This window comes from Pseudomonas sp. ANT_H12B, from assembly GCF_008369325.1.
Classification (GTDB): domain Bacteria; phylum Pseudomonadota; class Gammaproteobacteria; order Pseudomonadales; family Pseudomonadaceae; genus Aquipseudomonas.
Map to the genome: position 1 here is coordinate 117631 of NZ_VOBI01000012.1, position 24198 is coordinate 141828.

A 24198-nucleotide genomic window follows, 5' to 3' on the forward strand; every position below is an offset into this window, starting at 1 on the left:
TTCCACCCAGCGTGTAAGGTGTCGCTCCAACTGGGTCTGCCATGCATGTTCATGATCGGGTTCCCAGCACCGGATGTAGTCCTGCTCTCCCCGATATATCGAAGGAAGATCTGTGACACACGCTTGCCGTAATTTGAGCGCCGTCCTGGTGCCTTTAGGTAATGCATAGGGACATACGCCAAATCATAGGCGCAAGTGGTTGGCCCTCGTCAATAGTCGCCATGACCGACAGCTTTGAACCCACGATCGTTGAATCCACAGCCAAAAGCGGTCAGTGCGTGTCGATTAGATAAATGGGCGATTCCGATTTTAAATAACAATCAAATCAGTCCAGTCGTGACTAAGTCAGGTTCCTCAAAGGCTTTAGATCGTCGTTGGGCGCTTTTGAAACCATGCGACACATTTTCTGTAAACGTAGACAACTGCGCGGTTTGATCTAGCCTTGAGTGATAGCACGCGGGAGAAAAACCATGCCCCTCGCTCTCAGAAATCTGTTCGCCCTTGCTTTGGGCTTCTTGTTTTGCACAACAGCGTTCGGTCAAGGGGTAGCAGACACCAATCCCCCATCGGCAATACTCCCATTGAAATCTGAGACGCTGCCAAAACTCATTGCCTATCCGCCGCTTGCCGAGGCGCTCGCCCGCGGTGTTGTCATCATCCAGTATCGAACAGAGCACGCCAGGATCATGCCGGTATTTGGCAAAGCGGCGGCTGATGTATCACCACGTTTGAGTCACCTTCACGTGACCGTCGACGACTGGAAAGGTACATGGGCGCACACCAGTGAAGATCCAATTATCGTGGTTGGACTGAAGCCCGGCATTCACAATGTTCTTCTCGAAGTGGCCGACCCGACTCACAAAATCCTCACCAGTACGACAGTGAGTTTTATCGTCCCGGACAAGAAGCCAGCAGACGCCTCCCACATTGACGATGGTCACGCAATAAAACCATAACTGTTGGGTGTATATCGCCTTGACTCGACACCGGCTAATGGACGTCCCTTTTTTCGTTGGCTTTGAGGACATTCGAGTGAACATTTTCGACTGGTCATGTCGATTCTGCTGCTGGTCGGAATGCTGTCGTACCACCGCCCACCTGATGCCGCGGACCAACGAATGTAGGTCCGCCCGTGGTTGACCTGGATAGGACTGTTCCTGCTGGTTGACGTGGCGGTGGCGTACGTTGCGAATTCGCCGATCGCCGGCAATCTCGCGGTGCGCCTCTCGATGGAAGGTGATGCCCTAGGAACTCCAGCGCACCAATCAGGAACTGGGCCCTGACCCTCCTCTCTGAGTCGCTGAAAGCGTCGGCACGGATACTCGGCTTTGCACCACAGCATTGGGCATTTGCGATGTTGCTGGAGGGGATTCGGGCGGCTCTGCGGGAACGATGGGAGTGTGAGTTTTCACGTCAGATGCGTCCTCGATTTTCTTGACGTTCACCGCGTGTAGGACGCGCCCGCCCACCGATTCAACAGCGCCGCAATGCGCTTGGTGGATCATCTGGACGGGGGGTCGCGCAATGCCCTGCCGGGCATTTCCAACAGCATGATGTTGGCGGAAATCATCGCGAACCGGGTGCTGGAGCAAATCGATCCGCCTGCGTAGTGAAAGATGCGTGTGGCGAGGGCGCTGCTGCGCACTCGCCATCACGCCCACAAGGGCGGCCACTTTGCCGGCCGGAAATCAGCTCAAAAACGGTAGTTCAGACCGACGCTGACACTGCGAGCATTGCCGGACAGGAACGTCGGCTGGCTGGTATCGGCACGGCATTCAAGCCCCAGACAGTTTTCGAAATCTCACCGCACGGTCGACGCTGTCGACCATTTGCGAGGCCGCATGAATCGTCAGCGGGTGCTGGGTGAAACCCGGCCTGGGCGTGATGTAGCCAGCCATTTCGCGTGCGACCGCAAGCTGTTGATCCGACCCTTGGGCGAGCAAAGCGATCACCAGGTTTTCCAAGGCAATCACACGGATCCTAAGGTGGACCAGTTCGGCGTTGGACAACTCTGGTATCTCGTTCGCCTCGTTGCTCTGGAGGGTATCTGCTGCGCCTTCATTGTCCCATTTCGACAATGCCATCAGGAGCTGCTGTGAAGAGGCTGAGGAATCTTTGTTATCTTCAGGCATTCGAGGTTCTCCGGTAGAAGTGGATGCTTGTCGGCAGGCCGGCGCAGCTGACCTAGATGATCTTTGTTCGGCCAAGACCTCAAACGTTTGACTCCGCGAGCACTCGCATGAGTTTAGCCCAGGGCCTGACGATCAGCGTAATTGCCGCTGGCGCCTTGAGCATCTGTGCATTTCCTGCGCCGAAAGCCTATGAATATGCACCAATCACCCACTTCACTTTTTCAAGCGCTTCGCGCAATGGGCCGATCTGCGCAGAGCCCAGTGCCAACCGAATCGCATGAGGCACATGCACAGAAATCGCAAACGGCTCCGCCGTTGAAACGGCGACTTTTTCATGCAGCAATGCCTTGGCGATCTGGTCAGCCCTTGCATCTTCAAACAGAGGCAACCAAAGAAAATACGACGACGGATGACTAACGCACTCCAGCCCCGCCAGCACCTCGGCGGCCACGACTTGACGGGCCTGCGCGTCCCGGCGTTTTTCACCTTCGAGCTGCATGACAGTGCCATCGTCGAGCCACGCGCACGCGATTGCCGTCATCACGCCCGGGGTATTCCAGGTGGTCGATCTGATGATGCGCTCCAACGCAGGGACTTTTTCGGCGGGGGCAGCGACGAAGCCTACGCGTAAACCGGTGGACACGCTCTTGGACAGCCCTGAAACGTAAACCGTCCGCTCGGGGGCGAGTTGCGCCAATGGCGGCGGTGGGTTCTCGACCAGGAAGGCGTAAGCGGCGTCCTCGATGATGAGCAGTCCATGTCGGCGCGCAATCGTCACCAAGTGCTCGCGTTGTTCGGCACTCATTACCCATCCCAGCGGATTGTGCAGTGTCGGCATCGTGTACACGGCTCGCACGCGCCGACTCCGGCACAGACTGTCCAGTGCCTCCAGATCAGAGCCATGAGCAGCGACGGGAATGGGCACGATTTCCAGGTGCAGGGCTTCGGCCAGTACTTTGAAGCCGGAATAGGTCAATGCATCAGCGGCAATCACATCGCCGGGTTGCAGCAGCGCCATCAGGGTGACGGCCAGCCCGTGTTGTGCGCCACTGACCATCAACACTTGCCCGGCGTCCACCGTCAGTCCCCGGGCGCGCAGATGGCCGGCCACCGAGGCGCGCTCATGAGGGCGTCCCGCGTGTGGCTGGTAACGCAGCAAGGACTCCAGGTCGCCGGCCAAGGCGAGTTGGCGCAGCGCTGTTCGCAACAGTTCTGCCTGTCCGGGCAGCGATGGATAGTTGAAGTTGAGATCGGTCATGCCGGTTGCAACGACTTTCTGATCGATGCCCTGGCCAGGGGATAACAAAATCTCCCGCACGAATGTGCCTCGCCCGGTCTCCCCGCTGACCAGGCCCATGGCTTCGAGTTCGGCATAGACCCGGCTTGCCGTCACCAACGCCAGCCCTTCTGTCGTGGCGAGCTGACGATGCGTCGGCAAGCGCGTGCCCGGCAGCAATCGCCCAGACCGGATGTCAGCTGCCAAAGCATCCACTAAAGACTTGTACCGTGATCGAGGCATGTCGAGATGTATCCATGACAATTTTTTGATTGTGCTGATCTTCGATCATACGATGGCTGTCACGCAAACAGTCCTTGAGTGTGACCTAAATGGAACGGATCTCTCGCCTGCAAAACCCCACGACGCAAAGGACGGCGAGTGGATGGCTCAACGGCTTCATCGGCGTGTTGATTTTCAGCGGTTCACTGCCGGCAACACGGGTGGCGGTGCTGGAATTTGACCCGGTTTTCCTGACGGTAGCCCGAGCCACCATCGCCGGGCTCCTGGCGCTGTGCCTGCTTGTGCTCTTTAGAGAAAAGCGCCCGGCCAGACACCAGCTTTTGTCCTTGGCCATCGTGGCACTGGGCGTTGTAGTGGGTTTTCCGCTGCTGACGGCGCTGGCGTTGCAGTATGTGTCGTCTGCGCATTCCATCGTCTTTGTCGGCCTGTTGCCGCTTGCCACCGCTGCGTTCGGTGTGTTGCGCGGTGGCGAGCGGCCGCGACCGGTTTTCTGGATCTTTTCGGTGCTGGGAAGCGCCCTGGTGGTGGGGTTTGCACTCTCCCAAGGCCTGACCGCCAATCCTGCGGGGGACATTCTGATGTTGCTGGCGATCCTCGCCTGCGGCCTCGGCTATGCCGAAGGTGCGAAGCTTTCAAGGACGCTCGGCGGCTGGCAAGTGATCTCCTGGGCGTTGGTATTGTCGTTGCCCGTCATGATTCCGTTGACCTGGTTCATCGCACCGTCCTCGTTCACCGGCATCAGTACCGGCGCGTGGGTCAGCCTGGCTTATGTATCGATCTTCAGCATGCTGGTCGGCTTCGTATTCTGGTATCGGGGACTGGCACAAGGAGGGATTGCTGCTGTTGGTCAGCTTCAGTTGCTACAGCCGTTTTTTGGACTGGCATTGGCTGCCACGTTGCTTCACGAGCAGGTCAGCATCGGCATGCTGGGCGTCACCGTTGCGGTGATTCTGTGCGTGGCGGGCGCGAGGAAATTTTCGAAGTAAACACCGTTATCCTCGTTTGGAGCGATTGCGCGCCAGGCGTTGCTGCCAGTTGCCGGCATGGGCGCGCTGACATTGCTCTTCAGAATCGAATTGCACATGGGCCGAAACCTGGCTGAGCAGAACATCCGCTTCGCTTAACGCAATGGCGGTCAGCTCGACCATGCGCTCGCCCTGCCCGCTTGCCAGTGCCAGGTCTTTTTGCGCCTGGGTGTCGAACACCCAGATGACGCTCAGGCTGGAGGGGAATTCAGCGTAATCGACTTCGTGAGTCAACCAGGTGAACCCGATGATTTCCGCTTTGGCCGTCTCACACGCCTCGGTCAGGGTAGCGACCAGGCGACGCTCGATATGTGCCTGATCACGTTTGCTCAAGCCCATGAGTGGGTCCTTGTCTGTGGCGAGAAAAGGCCATGATACGACACCTCCCCGCCGCTTCGGCGTCCTTCCTGAATTTGTATCCCGCCTCGTGAACCAAGTCTCGAGAAGCCAGTCTTAAACCAGCCGCGAAGCTCATCAACACCGACAAATAAACGGTCTTCGCCCGGCTCCACTTTCACCCTTTAGCGTGTCACTTCATCAGAGCCGTCCTCCCCATGCGCCACTTCGTTCGCTCGTTTCGCGTTGTTTCACTGTGCCTGATTCCGCTGATTTCACTGTTCGCCAGCCCCGCCCATGCGGGCGCGGAACGACAACTGGTGGAAGCCATCAACGACTACCGCGCCCATCCTTATCGCTGCTCAGGGCGGACCGGGCGAGCGTTAACGCCGTTGGCGCTGAAGTCGAACCTGGCCTTGCCGATCGGCTATGGCGGCGGCTTGCGGGACAGGTTGAAAGCGTCCGGCTACCAACCGGTGACAGTGCGAACCCTCCGGGTGGTCGGTGCGCAGGATGCCGACGAGGCGTTCGAGATGCTGCAGAACGATTACTGCGCGGCGTTGCTCGATACCCAGTTCGCCGATATTGGTGTCAGTCGCGCCCGGAGTGAGTGGCAGGTGGTGCTAGCGCGGCCGGTGCTCGATGGTCAGGTGGGCGATACACGCGCCGTCAGCAAGGCGTTGCTGGCGCAAGTCAATTCGGCGCGTTCAAAGCCGCGCCTGTGCGGCCGTCAGCGTTTCGCCGCTGCACGACCGTTGGCCTGGAACGCCGCGCTGGGCGCTGCGGCGCAAGGGCACAGCAAGGCCATGGCCTACGGCAATTACTTCGCACACCGCGATTCCGACGGCGATATGCCGGCAGATCGGGCCAGAGCCGCTGGTTTCCGTGGGCGACAGATTGGCGAGAACATTGCTGCCGGCCAGGGTTCGCCGAGCAAGGCGATGTCGGGCTGGCTGGCCAGCCCTGGGCATTGCGCCAATCTGATGAACCCGATGTTTACCCAAATGGGTGCGGCTTATGCGGCGGATTCGCGTAGCGATGAAGGGGTTTACTGGACGATGTTGTTTGGGGCGCCTTGACTGGCAATACCGATCAGTCAAACCAAGACGGGAACAAGGTATGCGTTGCTGCTGAATTGCTTGACTAACCGGCATTAGCTTTGAGGGCCGGTTTTTACTCGATGAGTCTTTTGTTGGTTGGACGGGCCTCATCGCGGGCAAGCCCGCTCCCACAGGGGATGGTGTTTACAGGGGAGCTTGCTGCGGTCATTTCGGCCGGCGAACTACCCTCACCTTGCCACTGTCACCGCCGCCGCAGAAAAACTGATCGGCGCCATCGGATTCAAGCCCTGAAACCCCGACGCCGGCCGGCATCTTCATACTCTCCAGCACCTCGCCGGTCTTCGAATCAATGTGCCGCAACTCACTCTCATTCCCTTCCCACGTGGCATGCCACAACTGACCCTCGACCCAGGTCACGCCGGTCACAAAACGGTTGGACTCGATGGTGCGCAGAATCGTCCCGGTTTTGGGATCGATCTGATGAATCTTGCGATCTTGATATTCACCGACCCACAGCGTCCCTTCAGCCCAGGTGAGCCCCGAGTCACTGCCGCCCGGCGCCGGAATCGTGGCGAGCACCCGTCCCGTCTGCGGATCGATTTTCTGGATGCGATCCTCGGCGATCTGGAACAGGTACTCGCCGTCAAAGGCTGTGCCGGCATGGGCGGCGACATTGATCGAGCGCAACGTCTGGCCGCTCGCAGGGTCCAGAGCGTTGAGTTTTTCGCCGGTCGCAAACCAGACGTTTTGGCCGTCGAAGGTGACACCATGGATCTTGTCGACGCCCGCAAACGGGCCATATTCACTGAGGATTTCTGCTGATGAGTGTTTCATGTTGGCTTCCTCGTCACTGGGTGTGTGGAGTGATCCTAGTCACTGGGCAGTGGCGCCGGGAGTAACAAGGTCGTCGCGAAACCCGGCACCGGCGGGGTCATCCAGCGCCGTGCGCGACCGCGACCGTACGACTGCACGTTGCCAGCGCAGGCCAGTACGTCGAGTGCGCGTTGCACCGTCCGCTGGCTGGCACCCAGGGCTAGCGCCAGCGCCGAGCTCGACCACGATTCACCGTCGGCGAGGAAGGCAAACAGTGCCGCGTGCTTCTCTTCCACCGGCCGAGCCAGCACCACAATGTCGACGGCAATCAGCGGCACCAGCACAAACCCGCGCTGGGTCGCCGTCACACCGGCCAAGGGTTTAAGCGCCGTGCGCAATCGCCCTACTTCGACGCGCAACCGTGCGCGAAGGGACTCATCGGCGAGCTTCAATCGAAAGGCCTTGGCAATCAGCGTTTCCCTCGGGACGTCAGCGGGCCAGGCTTCAGCCAGCGCCCTGGCGAGGGTGAACAACACCGGGCGTGTGGCAAGGGAAACCGACATGCCGGCGCCACGCACGCTGTACCGGCACGCGTCCACCACCAGCGATTTCGACGCCAGCAACGCTTCAACTTCATCCAGCAACAGCGGCCGCTCCTCGCCCAGGGCGATCAACCGCGCTGCTGGGGTATTCAGAACCAGCGCTACGCTTTCGACCTCTGCCGTCAGCGCAGCAATACCGGCCTCGTGGGCGGCGTGCGCGGCCCTCGTGAGTGCAGACCGCGCCTTTTTCGTTTCGAGTCGCCGCATCGCGATCCCCGTCACGACCAGTTCATGGGCGGCCCGCAATGCCGGCGGCAATGGCGCGGGGTCGAGTTCGGCGAGCAGGATTTCGGCCTCATCGAGCCGCCCGATCAACAGCAAACGCCGGATCTGCAGATACCGCGCATGGGCGGCATTGACCCGATCGCCGTGGGCCTCCAGCGTCACCCGCGCCGCCTCGAGCGCCTTCACCGGCCAACCCAAGTCGCGGGACGCCAACGCAATCTCGGCCTCGGCCACCACGCACCGCGCCCGAGCCACGGCCTCCTTCGGACCGAAGGCCCGCGCCGCTTTCTGCACCAGCGCCTTCGCCCGAACCAGATCGCCGAGCTGCGCCATCGCGATACCCCGCAGCGCAAGCGCCGGCGCATCGTCACGCAGCGCGACCCGGTTCAGCGCGCCAAGCGGGTCACCCCTCGCCAGCGCCTGCGCTGCGGCCGTAATCAGCGAATCCATCGGAATCCCGCCACATTTGTCACTCCCACCATCGGATGTACGCTGTTTAGTCTATCTCACGACTACCCACTACGAAGGACGACCCCAAGGGAGCGAACAATCATGCCCACACACATGATCGCAACGCGTGAAGAATGGCTGTCTGCAAGGCTCGAATTGCTCGAAGCGGAAAAGGCGCTGACGCGACGCAGCGACGAACTGGCGCGCCAGCGTCAGGCACTGCCGTGGGTTCGGGTCGACAAGGATTACCGCTTCGACACCGACCAAGGCAGTGTCACGCTGACAGACCTGTTTCAGGGACGCTCACAACTGCTCGTCTACCACTTCATGTTCGGACCTGACTACAAGGCTGGCTGCCCGTCCTGCTCGGCCATCGCGGACGGCTACGACGGCATCGTCACTCACCTGGCGAACCATGACGTCACACTGATCACCGTCTCCCGCGCGCCCTTGGCGAAACTGCAAGCCTACAAGCAGCGGATGGGCTGGACGTTCCCTTGGGCGTCTGCGCCCGACAGCGACTTCACCGCTGACTTCAACGTCTCGTTCACCGAGGCGCAACAGCGCGAAGGGACGGTCGACTACAACTACCAGCGCGGCGGACATGCGATGGACGCCACGCAAATCCCGGAACCTGTCGCCCGGTTCGCGGCCACTTGCGGAACGGATGCGCCGACCTACTCGCGCGACAGGCCGGGGTTGAGCGCGTTTGTGCTTGAGGACGGTGTGGTTTATCACACCTATTCCACCTATGCGCGGGGGGTGGATGGGCTCTGGAACATGTATCAATGGCTTGACCGCGCGCCCAAGGGACGCAATGAAACGGGGCCCTGGTGGCGTCGGCATGATGAGTACAACTAATTCGGGATTTTCTGGTGTTTGTCTGGGCCTCTTCGCGAGCCTGCTCGCGAAGAGGCCCTCACAACCACTACAAATCCCGGCCTGATCGAATGGCGCTCAGCAGCAACGCGTCGTACATGACCGCTTGCCGTAACGTGCTTCCTGACGTTCGCGGAAAAACGCTGAATAGCTCATGACTGGCTGGTCCGGATGATTCAGCGCCATTTGCGCGACATAGTTGTCGTAATCCGGAACGCCGACCATCAAGCGCACGCTCTGGCTGAGGAACTTGGCGGCATGCTGCAGTTTGCGGTACATGGCAAATATCTCGCTGTAGTGTTGGACGGAGCCATGAAACCGCGCCTATGTATCTGCAATGTGTCAGCACCCGGGTGATTTGTATTTTCAAGTATGCAAAAGCAGCGACGCCGACCTGTGGAAGCGAGCCTGCTCGCGAAAAGGCCCTCACAGTCACCCACAACCCATAGTCATACGATCTCCTCTGCAAGACTCCTTTCCCGCCAAACCCGTCAAATGCAGCCAGTATGCTCCGCCAAGCCTGTAAATCCGTGCATTTGAAATACCTATCACTCTTGTCCCCTCAAACCAAATACGGTACAAACCCTCAAGTTGTACGACAACTAAATAAATACACCAAGCCATCCTCCAACGGTGGCACGCACTGTATGAGACCCTGCCATGACCCGCCCGGCCCCCGCACAAACCACCCCTCTTCCATTCCCCCGCCACCTCGCCGTGCTCATATTGCTGTGCATGGGTTGCGCCTTTGCCGGCAATCATGTGGCGGCGCGGGTGGCGTTCGATGATGGGGCCGGGGTGTTACTGGCAATTCTGATGCGCTCCGGCGGGACATTATTGGTACTGGCCGCGATAGTGCTGTGGCAGCGCCAAAGCCTGCGCCTTGCCCCGGGAGCCTGGCGTTGGCAGCTGCTGCTGGGATTGCTGATCACAGCCCAAAGCCTTTGCCTTTATTCAGCCGTAGCGCGGGTGCCGGTGGCGCTGGCGCTGCTGGTGGCCAACGTCTTTCCCATCTTGCTGGCACTGCTCACCTGGGCGCTGGGCGGGGCGCGACCCACCGCTCGCACCGCCACGCTGATGGGCTTGATTCTGCTGGGGCTGGTGTTTGTGCTGGACGTGCCTGGACGCCTGTCGGCCAACAGCAGCGTCGGCCCGCAGTGGCTGTTGGGCGTTGCCCTCGCCTTCGGTGCCGCCAGCGTATTCGCCTGCGCGCTGTGGATCACCGATCACAAGCTGTCCCAGGTGCGTGGCTCCGTGCGCAGTCTGCTGACCATCTTTATTGTCTTCAGCAGCGTCAACCTCGCCGGCCTGACCGGCGCCCTCCCCGGCGGCCTGAACCTGCCGGCAACTTCCACTGGCTGGCTGGCCCTCGCCACTTTGGTGGTGCTCTATGGCACCGGTTTTATCGTGCTGTTCATTTCCGTGCCGCGGTTGGACATGCAGAAGAATGCGCCGGTGATGAACATCGAGCCGCTGGCTACCTTATTAATGGGGTGGATCGTGCTGGATCAAATGCTCAGCGCAGGGCAAGTGGTCGGCGGTGTAATCGTCGTCACCGGCATTGTGCTGTTGACCTATCGCAAGTCTGATCGCCCCCACGCAAAGCTGACCTCAGGCGCAAAGCCTCGATCCCTGTAACGACCCGCCTGTTTCGTATGTAAAACAAAACCGCTGTTTAAGCGTTACCTCCTACAACCCCTCTCTTTCACAACATCCATTGCATGCGCAATGGATGTGCAATTTCGTGCCATATAGAAAACCATGTTTCATATATGAAACATCAACAAAACATCTAAATATCCGCAAACCCTTAATAAACAAGCATTTTTTAACAACAATTCAACTTGGCCTACCTCTGGCATTGTTCATGCACTAAACGGCGTATCACCTATAAAACAGACCAGAGACCCTTCCCAATGGCTGTGAACGAGATGTACGCCATCGCTCCTCAATGGAATAAACCCGCTCCCAAGGAAGATCTGGAGCCCACCGAAATTGAATTCCGCAATGTCGGCAAATGTTTCCCGGCCAAAGGAAAGTCCGAAGCGCCGTTTGCCATTCGTGAAGTCAATTTCAAGATTCGCCGCGGTGAAGTGGTGTCGATCATCGGCCCTTCCGGTTGCGGCAAGAGCACCATCCTTAATATGGGTTCCGGCTTGTACCGGCCGACTGAAGGCGAAGTCTTCGTCGGCGGTGAAGCGGTGACCGGCCCGGTTCGCCAGGTCGCTTTCATGCTGCAAAAAGACCTGCTGATGCCATGGCGCAGCATTTGTCGCAACGTCGAACTGGGCCTGGAAATTCAGGGCGTACCTGCCGCCAAGCGTCAGGCGGTGGCCAAAGATCTGCTCGATCGCTGCCACCTGCAAGGCTTTGCCGACCACTACCCGTTCCAACTGTCGGGCGGCATGCGTCAGCGCGCAGCCCTGGCTCGGACCCTGGCCATCGACCCGCAGGTTCTGTTCCTCGACGAGCCATTCTCGGCCCTCGATGCGCAGACCAAGATGATCCTGCAACAGGACATGGCGCGAATGCTGTTCGATGAAAAGAAAACCGCCCTGTTCATTACCCACGACCTGATCGAAGCCATCGCCATGTCCGACCGGCTGCTGGTCATGAGCGCGCGCCCGGGCACCATCATCGAAGAAATCACCGTCGACCTGCCGTTTCGCGACAACCCGCTGGAGCGCCGCAAGCTGCCGGAAATCGGCCCGCTGGCCGGTCGCCTGATGGAATTGCTGAAAGTCGGCGAAGACACCGAACTGCATTGATCAATGCCCTTGCGGCCATCAACCGATTCAGGAGTACGCATGTTCAAGTCTCTGTTTCAACGCTTCAGCCAGGCCAGCGGCATCGCGCTCGGCCTGGGCATGGCTTTCGCCGCGCAGGCGCAGCCCACCGACGTGACCTATTTGTTGCCGGCGCCGCCGAATTCGCCGGCGTTCGCCCCGTGGATCATCGCCCAGGAAAAGGGCTACTACGCCGCCCAGAACCTGAACATGACCTTCATCGCCGCCAAGGGCGGTGTGGACGTGGCGAAACAGATCGGTGCCGGTAACGCCATGCTCGGCGGTGCCCTGGGCGATACCCCGATTGTGGTGCGGGCTAACGGTATTCCGGTGCGCTCCGTCGCGGTGTTGGGCGCCGGCGGTGTGACCATGATTGCCACCAATGCGGCCGAGAACATCAACTCGATCACTGACCTTAAGGACAAGACCATGACGGTGATGTCCTACTCGGACACCACTTATTACGCCTTGCTCGCCTCGTTGCGCAAAGCCGGCCTGAGCAAAACCGACGTAAGCATCCAGGCTGCCGGCCCGGCGGGCGTCTGGCAGTTGTTCTCGGCTGACAAAGCCCAGGCGATGGCGGGCGTACCGGACTGGGTGGTCAACGCCGAAGAAGCCGGGGTGAAGATCAAACTGATCCCGCAATCGCAGATTTTCGAGAGCATGGCCCAGGCGATCCTCGCTTCAGACGACGCCATCAAGACGCACCCGGAGATTGTTCGCGGCGTAGTTCAGGCCACCCTGCAAGGCATGCGCGACATCATCCAGGACCCGCGCGCCGCCGCGGTCACCTTCGCCAAAGCCGTGCCCGCCTACGCCGGCAAGGAAGATTCGCTGGAGAAGGTCTTCAAGCTTTACGTCGAACACGTCTACGCCAATCAAACCGTACTCGGCCGCATCGATCCGGCGCGACTGGAAGCGGTCCGCAAGTTCTACGTCAGCGAAGGCATCGTCACCCAGGAACCGAAGCTCGACGACCTGTACACCAACCAGTTCATCGACACCCAAACAGCTGCGCAATAACGGCGAGTGACAACAAGGTAACGACACGATGAAAAACCTCAATAACTCCATGCTCGGCAGCGTTGCCCTGCTGATCCTGTTCCTGGTGCTCTGGCAATGGGGCCCGGGACTGCTCGGCATGCCCGAATTCGTCATGCCGCACCTGAGCCGCGTGGTTCAGGAAAGCGTGGTGATGTGGCAAACCGGCGGCCTGCTGCAACACACCCTGATTACCGCGTTCGAGATCATTGTCGGCTTCGGTCTGGGCGCGCTGCTCGGCGTGGCGATCGGTGTTTCGCTCGGGCTCTCGCCCGCTGCTGAAGCCATGCTGTCGCCTTACATTCTGGCCCTGCAAATCGCCCCGAAAGTCGCCTTCGCCCCGCTGTTCGTGATGTGGCTGGGCTACACCATCTACCCGAAGATCCTGATCGCCATCCTGATCGTGTTCTTCCCGGTGATGATCAACGTGCTCTCGGCCATCCGCACCGTTGATCCAGACATGATCAACCTCGTGCGGACCATGAACGCCAGCCGCTGGCAGATCTTCCGCCTGGTGGAGTTTCCCTCGGCCATGGCCGCGCTGTTCTCGGGTTTGCGCATTGCCTCGACCCTGGCCGTGATCGGCGTCACCGTCGGTGAGCTGGTCGGCGGCAACCAGGGCTTGGGCTTCCTGCTGGTCGATGCTGAAGGCCAGGGCAACACCGCAGGCGTATTCGTCGCGATTGTCATGCTCACGCTGATCGGTGTGCTCTCCTACGGCGCGGTGGTCTGGGCCGAGAAACGCGTGCTGCATTACATGCCTAAAGCCATGCTGAGTACGCAATGATGACGGCCCTCAATCGTTTGCTCGAAGGCCGCCGGATCCTGGTCACCGGAGGCGCCCGCGGATTGGGTTATGCCTTTGCCCAGGCCATCGGCCGCGCCGGTGCCCACGTGGTGATCGCCGACATTCTCGCCGAACGCGTCCAGCAATCGGCCGCCGAACTGGTTGCCGAAGGCCTGAACGTTCATGGGGTGACGGTTGACCTTGCGCAACCCGATTCGATCGATGCCTGCGTGGCCGAAACCACTCGGCTGCTCGGCGGCCTCGACGGCCTGGTGAACAACGCTTCGATCACCAATTCCGGCGGCAAGACCTGCGAAGAGCTGAGCCTCGAGACCTGGGACCAAGTCATGCAAGTCAACGTGCGCGGCACCTGGCTGATGACCAAGGCGTGCCTGCCAGCCCTGCGCGCCAGTGGTCATGGCGCCATCGTCAACCTGGCGTCCGACACACCGCTGTGGGGCGCGCCGAACCTGCTGGCCTATGTCGCCAGCAAGGGCGCAATCATTGCGATGACCCGCAGCCTGGCCCGCGAACTGGGCACCGACAACATCACGGTCAACGCCATCGCGCCGGGCCTTGTGCTGGTCGAAGCCACCGCCTACGTGCCCGAAGCACGTCACCGTTTGTACAACGACCACCGGGCCATTCAACGCCCACAACTTCCCGAAGACGTCAGCGGCGCCGTGCTGTTTGCGCTGTCCGACCTCGCCCGTTTCATCACTGGACAAACCTTGCCGGTCAACGGCGGGTTCGTCATGCCCTGAATCAGGAGACAGCCATGACCGATTTATCTGCACACTCATCTTCACAGCAACCAACCCCGAAAAGCTGGGAACAGCCGGCCGGCAGCGATCTCGAAAGCTGGATGAAAACCCGCATCGCCCGCTACGACACGCGCAAGTACGACTGGAACGCGCTGAAGTTCCAGGCCGACTACGACCCGAAATTCCGCCGCGCGCAAATGCGCTACATCGGCACCGGCGGCACCGGCGTGAGCACCGACATGAACACCATCCCGTCAGAGAACTTCACGTTCTCCACCATGGTGATTCCCGCCGGTCACGAAGGCCCGCCACACCTGCACACCGACGTTGAAGAAGTGTTCTTTGTGCTGCGCGGCAAACTCAAAGTGGTGATCGAAAAGGACGGCGAGCGTTTCGAAACCATCCTCACCGACCGCGACGTGATTTCCGTGCCGCCCGGCGTGTACCGCGAAGAGATCAACATCGGCGATGAAGACGCGCTGATGTGCGTGATGCTCGGCGCGAAAAAACCGCTGACCCCGACCTACCCGCCAGAACACCCTCTGGCCTCGATCAAGCGCGGATAAGCCCATGTTGCACGCCATCGATAATCTCGTCCCGCAGCTGACGGCTGACCTCCAGGCACAACTGGCCCTGCACTTTCCCCAGCGCACGCTGAAGATTGCAGGCGGGCGCCAGGCCATTCGCGAATGCGGAACCGGGCCGGCCATTGTGTTGCTGCACGGGATCGGCTCGGGCTCGGCGTCGTGGTTAGAGGTGGCGCAGGAGCTTGGCCAGAGCGCCCGGGTGATTGCCTGGGACGCGCCCGGCTACGGAGATTCCACGCCGTTGAGATCGCTGGCCCCCGACGCTTCGGACTATGCCGAACGCCTGCTGCAGATGCTCGACGCACTGGGCATCCAGCGCTGTGTGCTGGTGGGTCATTCCCTGGGCGCGATTACCGCCACAGCGTTCGCCAGCGGCGTGCAGCAGCAGCGAATCAGCCGGCTGGTATTGATCAGCCCGGCGCAGGGTTACGGCCATCCATCACGCGCCTTGCAGCGTCAGGAAGTGCGCAGCAAACGTCTGCGTGCCCTGGAACAACTGGGCATTCAACACATGGCCGAGCAACGCAGCGCCTACATGCTTTCCCCCGCGGCCAGCCCCAAGGCACAGGCCTGGGTGCAGTGGAACATGGGCCGGCTCAATCCCGATGGCTATCGCCAGGCGATTGAACTGCTGTGCGGCGAAGACTTGCTGCGGCACGCGCCGCTGTCGATGCCCTGCGAAGTGCATTGCGGCGAAGCCGATGGCATCACCGCACCTGAAAGCTGCCTGACCCTGGCCAAAGCATTGGGCGCCACGTTCAACCTGATTCCCGATGCCGGGCATGCCAGCCCGATCGAACAACCTTATGTGGTGGCGGGTCGTCTGGCCTTTGCCATCAAAGAATCCCTGACTGGTGCATCTCTATGAACGATTCAGATCTGCTGAAGGACGCTCAGGACAAATACATCGTGCCGGGCCTGGAGCGCGGCTTGTTGCTGCTGTGCGAGTTCAGCCGGCGCAATCGCACGCTGACCGCACCCGAACTGGCCCGACGTCTGGCGCTGCCACGTTCGACCATATTTCGTCTGCTGACGACCCTGGAAACCATGGGCTTCGTCACCCGCAGCGGCAATGAATACCGCCTCGGCATGTCGGTGCTGCGCCTGGGCTTTGAGTACCTGGCGTCACTGGAACTGACCGAGCTCGGCCAACCGCTGCTGGCGCGTTTGTGCGACCGCCTCAACTACCCGAGCAACCTGGTGGTTCGCGATGGTCGTTCGATCGTTTACGTGGCCAAGGTCTCGCCGCCGTCAGTGTTCTCCAGTGCGGTCAACGTCGGCACTCGCCTGCCCGCCCACGCCACTGTCCTCGGGCGAATTCTGCTCGAAGACCTGTCGCTGGCCGAATTGCGTGAGCTGTACCCGGAAGACCACCTGGAGCAGTTTTCGCCGTGCACGCCGAAAACCGTGATGGAACTGTTCGACCTGGTTCAGGCCGACCGCCAGCGCGGTTTCGTCAGCAGCGAAGGTTTTTTCGAATCAACGATTTCGACCGTCGCCGCACCGGTGCGCGATGAGACGAGCAGGATCGTCGCGGCGCTGGGCGTCACGATCCCGACCGCACAGATCGCTCACGTCAACTTCAACGAGTTGCTGCTGCAAGTGCGCCGCAGCGCCGACGAACTGTCGCGGCTGCTCAACTACAACAGCGGTGCTGCCCATGACGGGCAGCACCGCGTCACTGCATTGATGAGGGATTGAGATGAGCCTTTATCAACTGCAAGACAGCACCGCGATTGTCACTGGTGGCTCTTCGGGCATTGGCCTGGCCTGCGTCGAGTTGTTGCTCGAAGCCGGCGCGGCCGTGGCCTTCTGCGGTCGTAACGAAGACCGCCTGCGCAGCGCCGAAGCCGAGTTGCGTCAACGCTTCCCCGAAGCACGGCTGCTGGCCCATGTTTGCAACGTGCTCGACGCGGATTCGGTCAAGGCGTTTGCCGCGGCCAGTCTGGCCGCATTGGGGCCGGCCAGCGTGCTGATCAACAACGCCGGGCAAGGTCGGGTGTCGACTTTCGCCGACACCACCGACAGCGCCTGGACCGAAGAGTTGAACCTGAAATTCTTCTCGGTGATCAACCCGGTCCACGCCTTCATGGCACAGCTGCAACGCCAGCCGAACGCGGCCATCGTCTGCGTCAATTCGCTGCTGGCCAGCCAGCCGGAACCGCACATGGTCGCCACCTCGGCCGCTCGCGCCGGGGTCATGAACCTGGTGCGCTCGATGGCCACCGAATTTGCCGGTCAGGGCATTCGGGTCAACGGCATCCTCATTGGCCTGGTCGAGTCCGGGCAATGGCGCCGACGTTTCGAAGCCCGCGAAGAGCGGGACCTGGACTGGACCCAATGGACCGCCCAGCTGGCTCGTAAAAAACACATTCCCTTAGGGCGCCTGGGCCTGCCGATTGAAGCGGCCCGCGCGATCCTGTTTCTGGCCTCGCCTCTGTCGGCTTACACCACAGGCAGCCATATCGATGTTTCTGGAGGCCTGTCCCGCCATGCGTAATGAAAATACTGTCACCGTTGGCGCCGCCATCACCGCGTTTCTCGAGCAATGCGACGTCAAGGCCGCGTTCGGCGTGATCTCGATCCACAACATGCCGATCCTCGATGCCTTCGCGGTTCGCGGAAACATCCGCTTCGTCATGGCTCGTGGTGAAGCCGGCGCCACCAACATGGCCGACGCTTATGCCCGCACCACCGGTGGCCTCGGTGTTTGCCTGACCTCCACTGGCACCGCGGCCGGCAACGCCGCAGGCGCCATGGTCGAAGCGCTGACCGCCGGCACGCCGCTGCTGCACATCACCGGGCAGATTGAAACGCCATACCTGGATCAGGAATTCGCCTACATCCACGAAGCACGCGACCAACTGACCATGCTCAAAGCCGTGTCGAAGGCTGCGTTTCGCGTACGCAGCGTCGAAACCGCCATCAGCACGATGAAGCTGGCCGTGCAAACCGCCCTGACCGCTCCTACCGGTCCGGTCAGCGTGGAAATCCCGATCGACATCCAGTCGACCTTTATCCCGATGCCGACCGACCTCTCACCGCTGCCGATTCCAGTGGCCGTACCCGCACCCGAAGCGCTGGACCTGGTGGCCGAGCGTCTGGCCACAGCCACCCGTCCACTGTTGTGGCTCGGTGGCGGCGCGCGGCATGCCGGGCCTCAAGTCAAACGCCTGCTGGACATGGGCGTCGGCGTGATCACCTCGACCCAGGGTCGCGGCGTGGTCAACGAAGATGACGAACGCTGCCTCGGCGCGTTCTCGCAAAACAAATTGGTCGAGCAGTTCCTGCAAAGCTGCGATGCCTTGCTGATCGCCGGTTCCCGCCTGCGCAGCAACGAAACCTTCAAGTACGCACTGAAGCTGCCACGCAATACCCTGCGTATCGACGCCAACCCGGCGATCGAAGGTCGCAGCTATAACAGCGAATTGTTCATCTGCGGTGACGCGGCGCTGGCCCTCGACGGCCTGGCTGATCGTCTGGAAGGTCGCCTGCAGATCGACCCGACGTTCCTCGCCGAACTCAAGGAAGTCCGCGAAAAATCCCGGACTCAACTGATCGCTGACCTCGGCCCGTACTCGGCCATGGTCGAACAGCTGCAAGCCATCACCGGGCGCAATTTCTCTTGGGTGCGCGACGTCACGCTGTCCAACAGCATCTGGGGCAACCGCCTGCTGACCCTGTACCACCCGCGTTCCGGCGTACATGCGCTGGGCGGCGGCATCGGCCAGGGTTTGTCGATGGGCATCGGTGCCGCCGTGGCCGCTGCTGAAACTGCGCCAGATCGCAAAGTCTTCGCCCTCGCCGGTGACGGCGGCTTCATCCTCAACCTCGGCGAACTGGCAACGCTGGTGCAAGAGAAGGCCAACGTGGTGATCCTGCTGATGAACGACCAGCGCTACGGGGTGATCCGCAATATTCAGGACGCGGTTTACGGCAGCCGTCATTGCTACGTCGACCTGCACACCCCGGATTATTCCAAGCTGGCCGAGTCCCTGAACCTGCGCCACGGGTTGGTCACCGACCTGAAGAATTTCGGCAGTGTTGTCGACAGCGCGCTGGCTCAACCTGGCCCGTTTTTGCTGGAAGTCGACATGCTCGCCGTCGGCAGCTTCGCCACCCAGTTTGCCGGTCCGCCCAACAGCGAAACCAAAGCGCAAAAAGCCACGGCCTGAGGACTTCGTCATGTTGCATATCACCATGATCGGCTGCGGCGCCATTGGTGTCGGCGTGCTCGAACTGTTGGAGAAGGATCCGCAGCTGTGCGTTGATTACGTCATCGCTTCGGCCGGGTCTGAAGAGCTTGTACGTCAAAGGCTGGCCAGCTTCACGCAACCGCCGCAGGTGCTGACCGCGTTGCCGGCCGACGCCCGCCCTGACCTGCTGGTCGAGTGCGCCGGCCATCGCGCCATCGAAGAACATGTGTTGCCGGCGCTGGAGCGTGGCATTGCCTGCCTGATCGTGTCGGTCGGCGCGCTGTCCGAAGTCGGCCTGGTGGAACGCCTGGAAGCGGCAGCCGAACGCGGCCAGACCCGCATCGAATTGCTGCCCGGTGCCATCGGCGGCATCGACGCCTTGTCGGCGGCCAAGGTCGGCGGGCTCGATTCGGTCAATTACACCGGACGCAAACCGGCTCGCGCCTGGAAAAACACTCCCGGTGAGCTGGTCTGTGATCTGGACAGCATCACCGAAGCCACGGTGATTTTTCAGGGCAGCGCCCGGGAAGCGGCACGGCTCTATCCAAAAAACGCCAACGTCGCGGCAACCTTGTCGCTGGCCGGGCTCGGCCTGGATCGCACTCACGTGACGCTGATCGCCGACCCGCTGAGCGAGGAAAACGTCCATCACTTCGAAGCCCGCGGTGCCTTTGGCGGTTTCGAACTGAGCTTGCGTGGCAAGCCGCTGTTGGCCAACCCGAAGACCTCGGCACTGACCGTTTATAGCGTCGTCCGCGCCTTGGGCAACCACGCCCACGCGATTTCGATTTAGGGGACCGCCAATGACTCTCGAACAGACTTTACCGATCTGCATTGCCGGCGACTGGCGCCTCGGGCGCGGCGAGCGTTATGCCACATGCTACCCCGCCACGGGCGAAGCGGTTGCCTGGCTCAACGCCGCCAGTGTCGACGACGTTGAAGACGCCGTGCAAGGCGCCCACCAGGCGTTTTTGCACAGCGGCTGGGCGCAGCGCAAACCCCATGAGCGCGCCAGCGTGCTGTATCGCATTGCCGAGCTGATCCGTGAGCGCAGCGAAGAACTGGCGCAATTGCAGCGCCAGGACAATGGCAAGCCGATCAACGAAACCCGTGCTTTGGTCGCCAGTGCGGCGGGGACTTTTCAGTTCTTCGCTTCAGCCTGCGAAACCCTCGAAGAAACCATCACGCCGTCCCGTGGTGATTTCGTCAGCATGAGTGTGTACGAGCCGATGGGCGTGATCGCCGCGATCACTCCGTGGAACTCGCCGATTGCCAGCGAAGCGCAGAAGGTTGCTCCGGCGCTGGCGGCCGGCAACGCGGTGGTGATCAAACCGGCGGAAATCACCCCGTTGATGGCGTTGCAACTGGCACGCATCTGCGAGGACGCCGGCTTGCCTAACGGCCTGCTCAGTGTGTTGCCAGGCAAGGGTTCGCTGCTCGGTGATGCGCTGACGCGTCACCCGCTGGTCAAGCGCGTGTCGTTCACCGGTGGCACCAAAACCGGCAAACACATTGCCCACATCGCCGCCGACAAGATGATGCCGGTATCGCTGGAACTGGGCGGTAAGTCGCCGACCATCGTTCTTGACGACGCCGACCTCGACCACGCGGTGGCCGGTGTGCTGTACGGCATCTTCAGTTCTTCGGGCGAAGCCTGCATCGCCGGTTCACGTTTGTTCGTCGCCCGCCCGTTGTATGAGCCGTTCATGGCTCGCCTGGTCGCAGCGGCGGCTGAGTTGCGCGTCGGTGATCCAGCCGATGAACGTACGCAAATGGGCCCGTTGATCAGCGCCGGACACCGCGAATCCGTGGAGCGGTATGTTGCTTTAGGACTGGCCGAAGGTGGGCGTTTGCTGCTGGGTGGCAAGCGTCCGAGCGGCGGCGTGTACGACCAGGGTTATTACTACCCGCCGACCATTCTCGAAGGCCTGAACAACAGCCAACAGGTTTGTCAGGAAGAAATCTTCGGCCCGGTGCTGGTGGCCATGCCGTTCGACGACGAAGCGCAATTGCTGGAGCAGGCCAACGACAGCCTGTACGCCCTCGCCGCCGGCATCTGGACCCGCGACTACAAACGCGCCTGGGCGCTAGGCCGAAAAATTCAGGCCGGTACGGTGTGGATCAACACCTACAAACAGTTCTCGATTTCCACACCGTTCGGCGGCTGGCGCGACAGCGGTCTGGGCCGTGAAAAAGGTCGCCTCGGCATCCTGCAGTACATGGAACAGAAAAGCCTTTATTGGGGCATGAATGAACAGCCACTGGCCTGGGCCGGTGTGCAACGAGAGGTAGCGGTATGAGCGTTTTAGGCATTGATGAAGTCACCTACGGCGTCGAGGACCTCGACACCAGCGTGCGTTTTTTCAGCGACTGGGGCCTGAGCAAAGTCAGCGAGCAACCTGACGAGGTGGTCTTCGAAACCCTCAACGGTTGCCGCGTGGTGCTTGCCGACATCAACAAGGCGGGGTTGCCGCCCGCCATCGAACCCGGTTCGACCGTGCGCGAAGTGGTCTGGGGCGTCGAAAGCGACGCTGACTTGAAGCTTTATAGCGAGCGCATCGCCAACGATCCGGGCTTCATCGAAGCGGCTGGGCGCATCGGTTGCACCGACCCCAACGGCCTGGCGATCCGCCTGCAAGTGACCCGCAAGCGTGAACTGGAGATCGAGTGCAGCGGCCATAACACCTGGCAGACCAAAGGCCGGATCAACAAGGCTGCGCCAATTTACGACCGCGCCACGCCGATCGAAGTCGGCCATGTGGTGTTTTTCGTCAAGGACGTCAACGCCTGCGAAGCCTTCTACCACGAGCGTTTCGGCTTCCAGGCCTCGGACCGCTACCCGGATCGCGGGGCGTTCCTGCGCACCGCCGAAGAAGGCGGCCACCACGATCTGTTCATGCTGCAACTGCCCGCCCCTCGCGCCGGCCTGAACCACGTTGCCTTCACCGTGCGCGATGTGCACGAAGTGTTCGGCGGCGGCATGCACATTTCCCGACGCGGCTGGGCAACGGAAATCGGCCCGGGTCGGCACCCGGTGTCGTCGGCGTTCTTCTGGTACTTCAAGAACCCGGCCGGCGCATTGGTCGAGTACTACGCCGATGAAGACCAACTGACCGGCGAATGGCAGCCGCGGGACTTCGAGCCGGGCCCGACGATGTTCGCCGAATGGGCGATTGCCGGCGGCATCGATGGCAATACCCGTCGCCAGCAAAACGTCGAGGCGCCGCAAGGCAAGTTCCTCACCGACAAACCGAAACCCTGAGCAGGAGTCGTCCATGTCTTCGCTGAATATCGCTATCGCCGGTGCCGGAATCGGTGGCCTGACCGCCGCCATCGCCCTGCACCGCGCAGGCCATAACGTCACCGTTTTCGAACAGTCGAAAGCCTTTTTGCGGGTCGGTGCCGATATCAACCTGACGCCTAATGCCGTGCGTGCTCTGGATGGTCTTGGGGTGGGCGCTGCCGTGCGCATTCCAGCCGCTCGTCCAACGCACCGGATCAGCCGTCTCTGGGACAGCGGCGAGGAAACGTCGCGCCTGGAAATGTCCGATGCCGCCGAACAGAAATACGGTGCGCCGCAACTGACCATTCACCGCGCCGATCTGCTGGCCGCGCTGGCGGACGTCTTCCCGCAAGAACAGGTGCAGTTCGGCAAACGTGCCGAGCACGTCGTGCAAACCGCCAACGGTATCGAGTTGCGCTTCAAGGATGGCAGCCGCCATGTCACTGATCTGTTGATCGGCGCCGATGGCATCCATTCGGTGGTGCGTAATGCGCTGTTCGGTGATGAGCAGCCGCGCTTTACCGGAGTGGTCGCTTACCGCGCCGTCGTACCTGCCGAAAGCGTGGCCCATGTGCCGAACATTCAGGCGTTCACCAAATGGTGGGGCCCGACGCCGGAAAGCCAGATCGTGACGTTCCCGTTGAATCAGGGCCGGGACATTTTCATCTTCGCCACCACGGCTCAGGACAGCTGGCATGAAGAGTCCTGGACCAGCCACGGCGATGCCGACGAGTTGCGCAGCCACTATCAGGACTTCCACCCGGATGCTCGGGCCCTGCTCGATGCGTGCAACGAGGTGCTCAAGACCGCGCTGTACGAACGCGATCCGCTGCCGTTCTGGTCCAAGGGCTCGATGACCCTGCTGGGCGATGCCTGCCATCCGATGATGCCGTTCATGGCGCAAGGCGCCGGCCAGGCGATCGAAGACGCCGTTGTGCTCGCTCGCCATTTGCCAGACCTGACCAGCACCGCGCAGATCGCCGAGGCCCTGCAGGCGTATCAGCAGGCACGACTGCAACGCACCAGCCAGATCCAGATCGGCTCGCGTGGCAACCAATGGCTCAAGGACGGCGGCAACGCCGACTGGGTTTATGGCTATGACGCCTGGGCCGTGTCGATGCCGAACGTGGCGTGAGCAGGACCGTAGCCATGAGCGAGACCTTGCTGGTGACCGTGCTGCTCAAGCACGACCAATCAAAGAACCTGGAAGAGATTCAGCGGCACATGAAGCAGCAGGACTGGTGGGAGCGGTTTCCACCGCAAGGCGTCGAGGTGGTGTCCTGGACCGTGGCCATGGGCCTGGGTCAGATCGTCACCCTGCGATTGCCACCGAGCCTGCTGCCGCCCCTCAATGTCGAGCTCGAACGCTCGGCCTGGGGCGTGTTCAGCACCGAAGTTTTCCCGACGTATGACTTTATTCCCGTGCGCGAAATGATCCGCGAACGGGTACGTAACGGAGGTCAATGAGATGAGCAATACCGAACCCTACCTGGAGCCCCATCAGGCCCGTAAACGCCCCAATACCCAGTTCGAAGAGTTGCTCGGCGACTCCATCGAACGCGCTTTTGGCAATGGGGTGACCGAGTTGCCCGACCTGCTCGCGCACCTGAATCTGGTCGGGCCGCCCTGCCCGCTGACCACCGGAGAGTGGACACCAGACGCCTATAAAACCCTGATGGCTCGGCTGGGCGAATGACCCGCCGGAGGACAAT

27 protein-coding genes are annotated in these 24198 nt (G+C 61.1%); 21 read left to right on the forward strand and 6 right to left on the reverse strand.

From position 1 onward, the window contains the following. Window positions 1-470: 470 nt before the first annotated feature. Window positions 471-956, forward strand: coding sequence for a DUF6130 family protein (locus FQ185_RS19295; protein ID WP_149418806.1), 486 nt, complete (start codon window positions 471-473; stop codon window positions 954-956). A 531-nt stretch (window positions 957-1487) separates the two neighbouring features. Continuing rightward, window positions 1488-1610 (forward strand): hypothetical protein, encoded by a 123-nt coding sequence (locus FQ185_RS30685; protein ID WP_256730445.1) that lies wholly within the window; start codon window positions 1488-1490, stop codon window positions 1608-1610. A 165-nt stretch (window positions 1611-1775) separates the two neighbouring features. Here FQ185_RS30685 and FQ185_RS19305 read toward each other — a convergent pair whose 3' ends face one another. Together FQ185_RS19305 and FQ185_RS19310 are read right to left on the reverse strand one after the other, a co-directional pair. Further along, the gene (locus FQ185_RS19305) at window positions 1776-2132 is read right to left on the reverse strand and encodes a hypothetical protein (protein ID WP_149418807.1); all 357 of its coding nucleotides are present in this window, start codon (window positions 2130-2132) and stop codon (window positions 1776-1778) included. Window positions 2133-2319: 187 nt separating this feature from the next. Then, on the reverse strand, window positions 2320-3651 hold the full coding sequence (locus FQ185_RS19310; RefSeq protein WP_149418808.1) for a PLP-dependent aminotransferase family protein: 1332 nt from the start codon (window positions 3649-3651) through the stop codon (window positions 2320-2322). Window positions 3652-3740: 89 nt separating this feature from the next. On the opposite strand from FQ185_RS19310, the gene FQ185_RS19315 reads away from it, so the two are divergent. Then, window positions 3741-4637, forward strand: a complete 897-nt coding sequence (locus tag FQ185_RS19315) for a DMT family transporter (protein WP_149418809.1) — start codon at window positions 3741-3743, stop codon at window positions 4635-4637. Window positions 4638-4643: 6 nt separating this feature from the next. Here the strand turns inward: FQ185_RS19315 and FQ185_RS19320 are convergent, their stop codons facing one another. Beyond that, complete coding sequence (locus FQ185_RS19320) at window positions 4644-5015, reverse strand: hypothetical protein (RefSeq protein WP_149418810.1); 372 nt, start codon at window positions 5013-5015, stop codon at window positions 4644-4646. 215 nt (window positions 5016-5230) lie between these two features. Here FQ185_RS19320 and FQ185_RS19325 point away from each other — a divergent pair, with 215 nt between their 5' ends. Further along, window positions 5231-6091, forward strand: a complete 861-nt coding sequence (locus FQ185_RS19325; RefSeq protein WP_149418811.1) for a CAP domain-containing protein — start codon at window positions 5231-5233, stop codon at window positions 6089-6091. Window positions 6092-6277: 186 nt separating this feature from the next. Here FQ185_RS19325 and FQ185_RS19330 read toward each other — a convergent pair whose 3' ends face one another. Together FQ185_RS19330 and FQ185_RS19335 are read right to left on the reverse strand one after the other, a co-directional pair. Beyond that, entirely contained in the window at window positions 6278-6907 is a 630-nt protein-coding gene (locus FQ185_RS19330; protein ID WP_149418812.1) for a PQQ-binding-like beta-propeller repeat protein, read from the reverse strand. 35 nt (window positions 6908-6942) lie between these two features. Further along, entirely contained in the window at window positions 6943-8163 is a 1221-nt protein-coding gene (locus FQ185_RS19335) for a helix-turn-helix domain-containing protein (RefSeq protein ID WP_149418813.1), read from the reverse strand. Between the two features lie 102 nt (window positions 8164-8265). Between FQ185_RS19335 and FQ185_RS19340 the strand changes: the two genes are divergently transcribed. Continuing rightward, window positions 8266-9024: a DUF899 domain-containing protein gene (locus tag FQ185_RS19340; RefSeq protein WP_149418814.1), complete on the forward strand. Its 759-nt coding sequence runs from the start codon at window positions 8266-8268 to the stop codon at window positions 9022-9024. Window positions 9025-9120: 96 nt separating this feature from the next. Here the strand turns inward: FQ185_RS19340 and FQ185_RS19345 are convergent, their stop codons facing one another. Then, the gene (locus tag FQ185_RS19345) at window positions 9121-9321 is read right to left on the reverse strand and encodes a YbdD/YjiX family protein (protein ID WP_149418815.1); all 201 of its coding nucleotides are present in this window, start codon (window positions 9319-9321) and stop codon (window positions 9121-9123) included. Between the two features lie 381 nt (window positions 9322-9702). Here FQ185_RS19345 and FQ185_RS19350 point away from each other — a divergent pair, with 381 nt between their 5' ends. From FQ185_RS19350 to FQ185_RS19425, 16 genes are all read left to right on the forward strand, one after another. Further along, window positions 9703-10680, forward strand: coding sequence for an EamA family transporter (locus FQ185_RS19350; protein ID WP_149418816.1), 978 nt, complete (start codon window positions 9703-9705; stop codon window positions 10678-10680). Between the two features lie 293 nt (window positions 10681-10973). Continuing rightward, window positions 10974-11810, forward strand: coding sequence for an ABC transporter ATP-binding protein (locus tag FQ185_RS19355; protein ID WP_256730443.1), 837 nt, complete (start codon window positions 10974-10976; stop codon window positions 11808-11810). A gap of 39 nt (window positions 11811-11849) precedes the next feature. Next, a complete protein-coding gene (locus FQ185_RS19360) occupies window positions 11850-12851 on the forward strand; it encodes an ABC transporter substrate-binding protein (protein ID WP_149418818.1) in 1002 nt (333 codons plus the stop codon). Window positions 12852-12879: 28 nt separating this feature from the next. Further along, window positions 12880-13656, forward strand: coding sequence for an ABC transporter permease (locus tag FQ185_RS19365; protein WP_149418819.1), 777 nt, complete (start codon window positions 12880-12882; stop codon window positions 13654-13656). Beyond that, on the forward strand, window positions 13653-14420 hold the full coding sequence (locus FQ185_RS19370) for an SDR family oxidoreductase (protein ID WP_178113565.1): 768 nt from the start codon (window positions 13653-13655) through the stop codon (window positions 14418-14420). Before FQ185_RS19365 ends, FQ185_RS19370 begins: the two co-directional genes overlap by 4 nt. 14 nt (window positions 14421-14434) lie before the next feature. Further along, window positions 14435-14986 carry a cupin domain-containing protein gene (locus FQ185_RS19375; RefSeq protein WP_149418820.1) on the forward strand — a complete coding sequence of 184 codons (552 nt, stop codon included), beginning with the start codon at window positions 14435-14437 and terminating at the stop codon, window positions 14984-14986. Between the two features lie 4 nt (window positions 14987-14990). Further along, on the forward strand, window positions 14991-15875 hold the full coding sequence (locus FQ185_RS19380) for an alpha/beta fold hydrolase (RefSeq protein ID WP_149418821.1): 885 nt from the start codon (window positions 14991-14993) through the stop codon (window positions 15873-15875). Then, entirely contained in the window at window positions 15872-16708 is an 837-nt protein-coding gene (locus tag FQ185_RS19385) for an IclR family transcriptional regulator (RefSeq protein ID WP_149418822.1), read from the forward strand. The genes FQ185_RS19380 and FQ185_RS19385 overlap by 4 nt, the downstream gene beginning before the upstream one ends. A 1-nt stretch (window position 16709) precedes the next feature. Further along, entirely contained in the window at window positions 16710-17507 is a 798-nt protein-coding gene (locus FQ185_RS19390) for an SDR family oxidoreductase (protein WP_149418823.1), read from the forward strand. Then, the gene (locus FQ185_RS19395) at window positions 17500-19182 is read left to right on the forward strand and encodes a thiamine pyrophosphate-binding protein (RefSeq protein ID WP_149418824.1); all 1683 of its coding nucleotides are present in this window, start codon (window positions 17500-17502) and stop codon (window positions 19180-19182) included. Before FQ185_RS19390 ends, FQ185_RS19395 begins: the two co-directional genes overlap by 8 nt. Before the next feature lie 10 nt (window positions 19183-19192). Further along, the gene (locus tag FQ185_RS19400) at window positions 19193-19996 is read left to right on the forward strand and encodes an aspartate dehydrogenase (protein WP_149418825.1); all 804 of its coding nucleotides are present in this window, start codon (window positions 19193-19195) and stop codon (window positions 19994-19996) included. Between the two features lie 10 nt (window positions 19997-20006). Beyond that, on the forward strand, window positions 20007-21503 hold the full coding sequence (locus FQ185_RS19405; protein WP_149418826.1) for an aldehyde dehydrogenase: 1497 nt from the start codon (window positions 20007-20009) through the stop codon (window positions 21501-21503). Further along, window positions 21500-22465 (forward strand): VOC family protein, encoded by a 966-nt coding sequence (locus tag FQ185_RS19410; RefSeq protein ID WP_149418827.1) that lies wholly within the window; start codon window positions 21500-21502, stop codon window positions 22463-22465. Before FQ185_RS19405 ends, FQ185_RS19410 begins: the two co-directional genes overlap by 4 nt. 13 nt (window positions 22466-22478) lie before the next feature. Further along, window positions 22479-23621: an FAD-dependent monooxygenase gene (locus tag FQ185_RS19415; protein ID WP_149418828.1), complete on the forward strand. Its 1143-nt coding sequence runs from the start codon at window positions 22479-22481 to the stop codon at window positions 23619-23621. Between the two features lie 14 nt (window positions 23622-23635). Further along, complete coding sequence (locus tag FQ185_RS19420; RefSeq protein WP_149418829.1) at window positions 23636-23953, forward strand: hypothetical protein; 318 nt, start codon at window positions 23636-23638, stop codon at window positions 23951-23953. Window position 23954: 1 nt separating this feature from the next. Beyond that, on the forward strand, window positions 23955-24182 hold the full coding sequence (locus FQ185_RS19425; RefSeq protein ID WP_149418830.1) for a recombinase-like helix-turn-helix domain-containing protein: 228 nt from the start codon (window positions 23955-23957) through the stop codon (window positions 24180-24182). The last annotated feature ends 16 nt before the right edge of the window (window positions 24183-24198 follow it).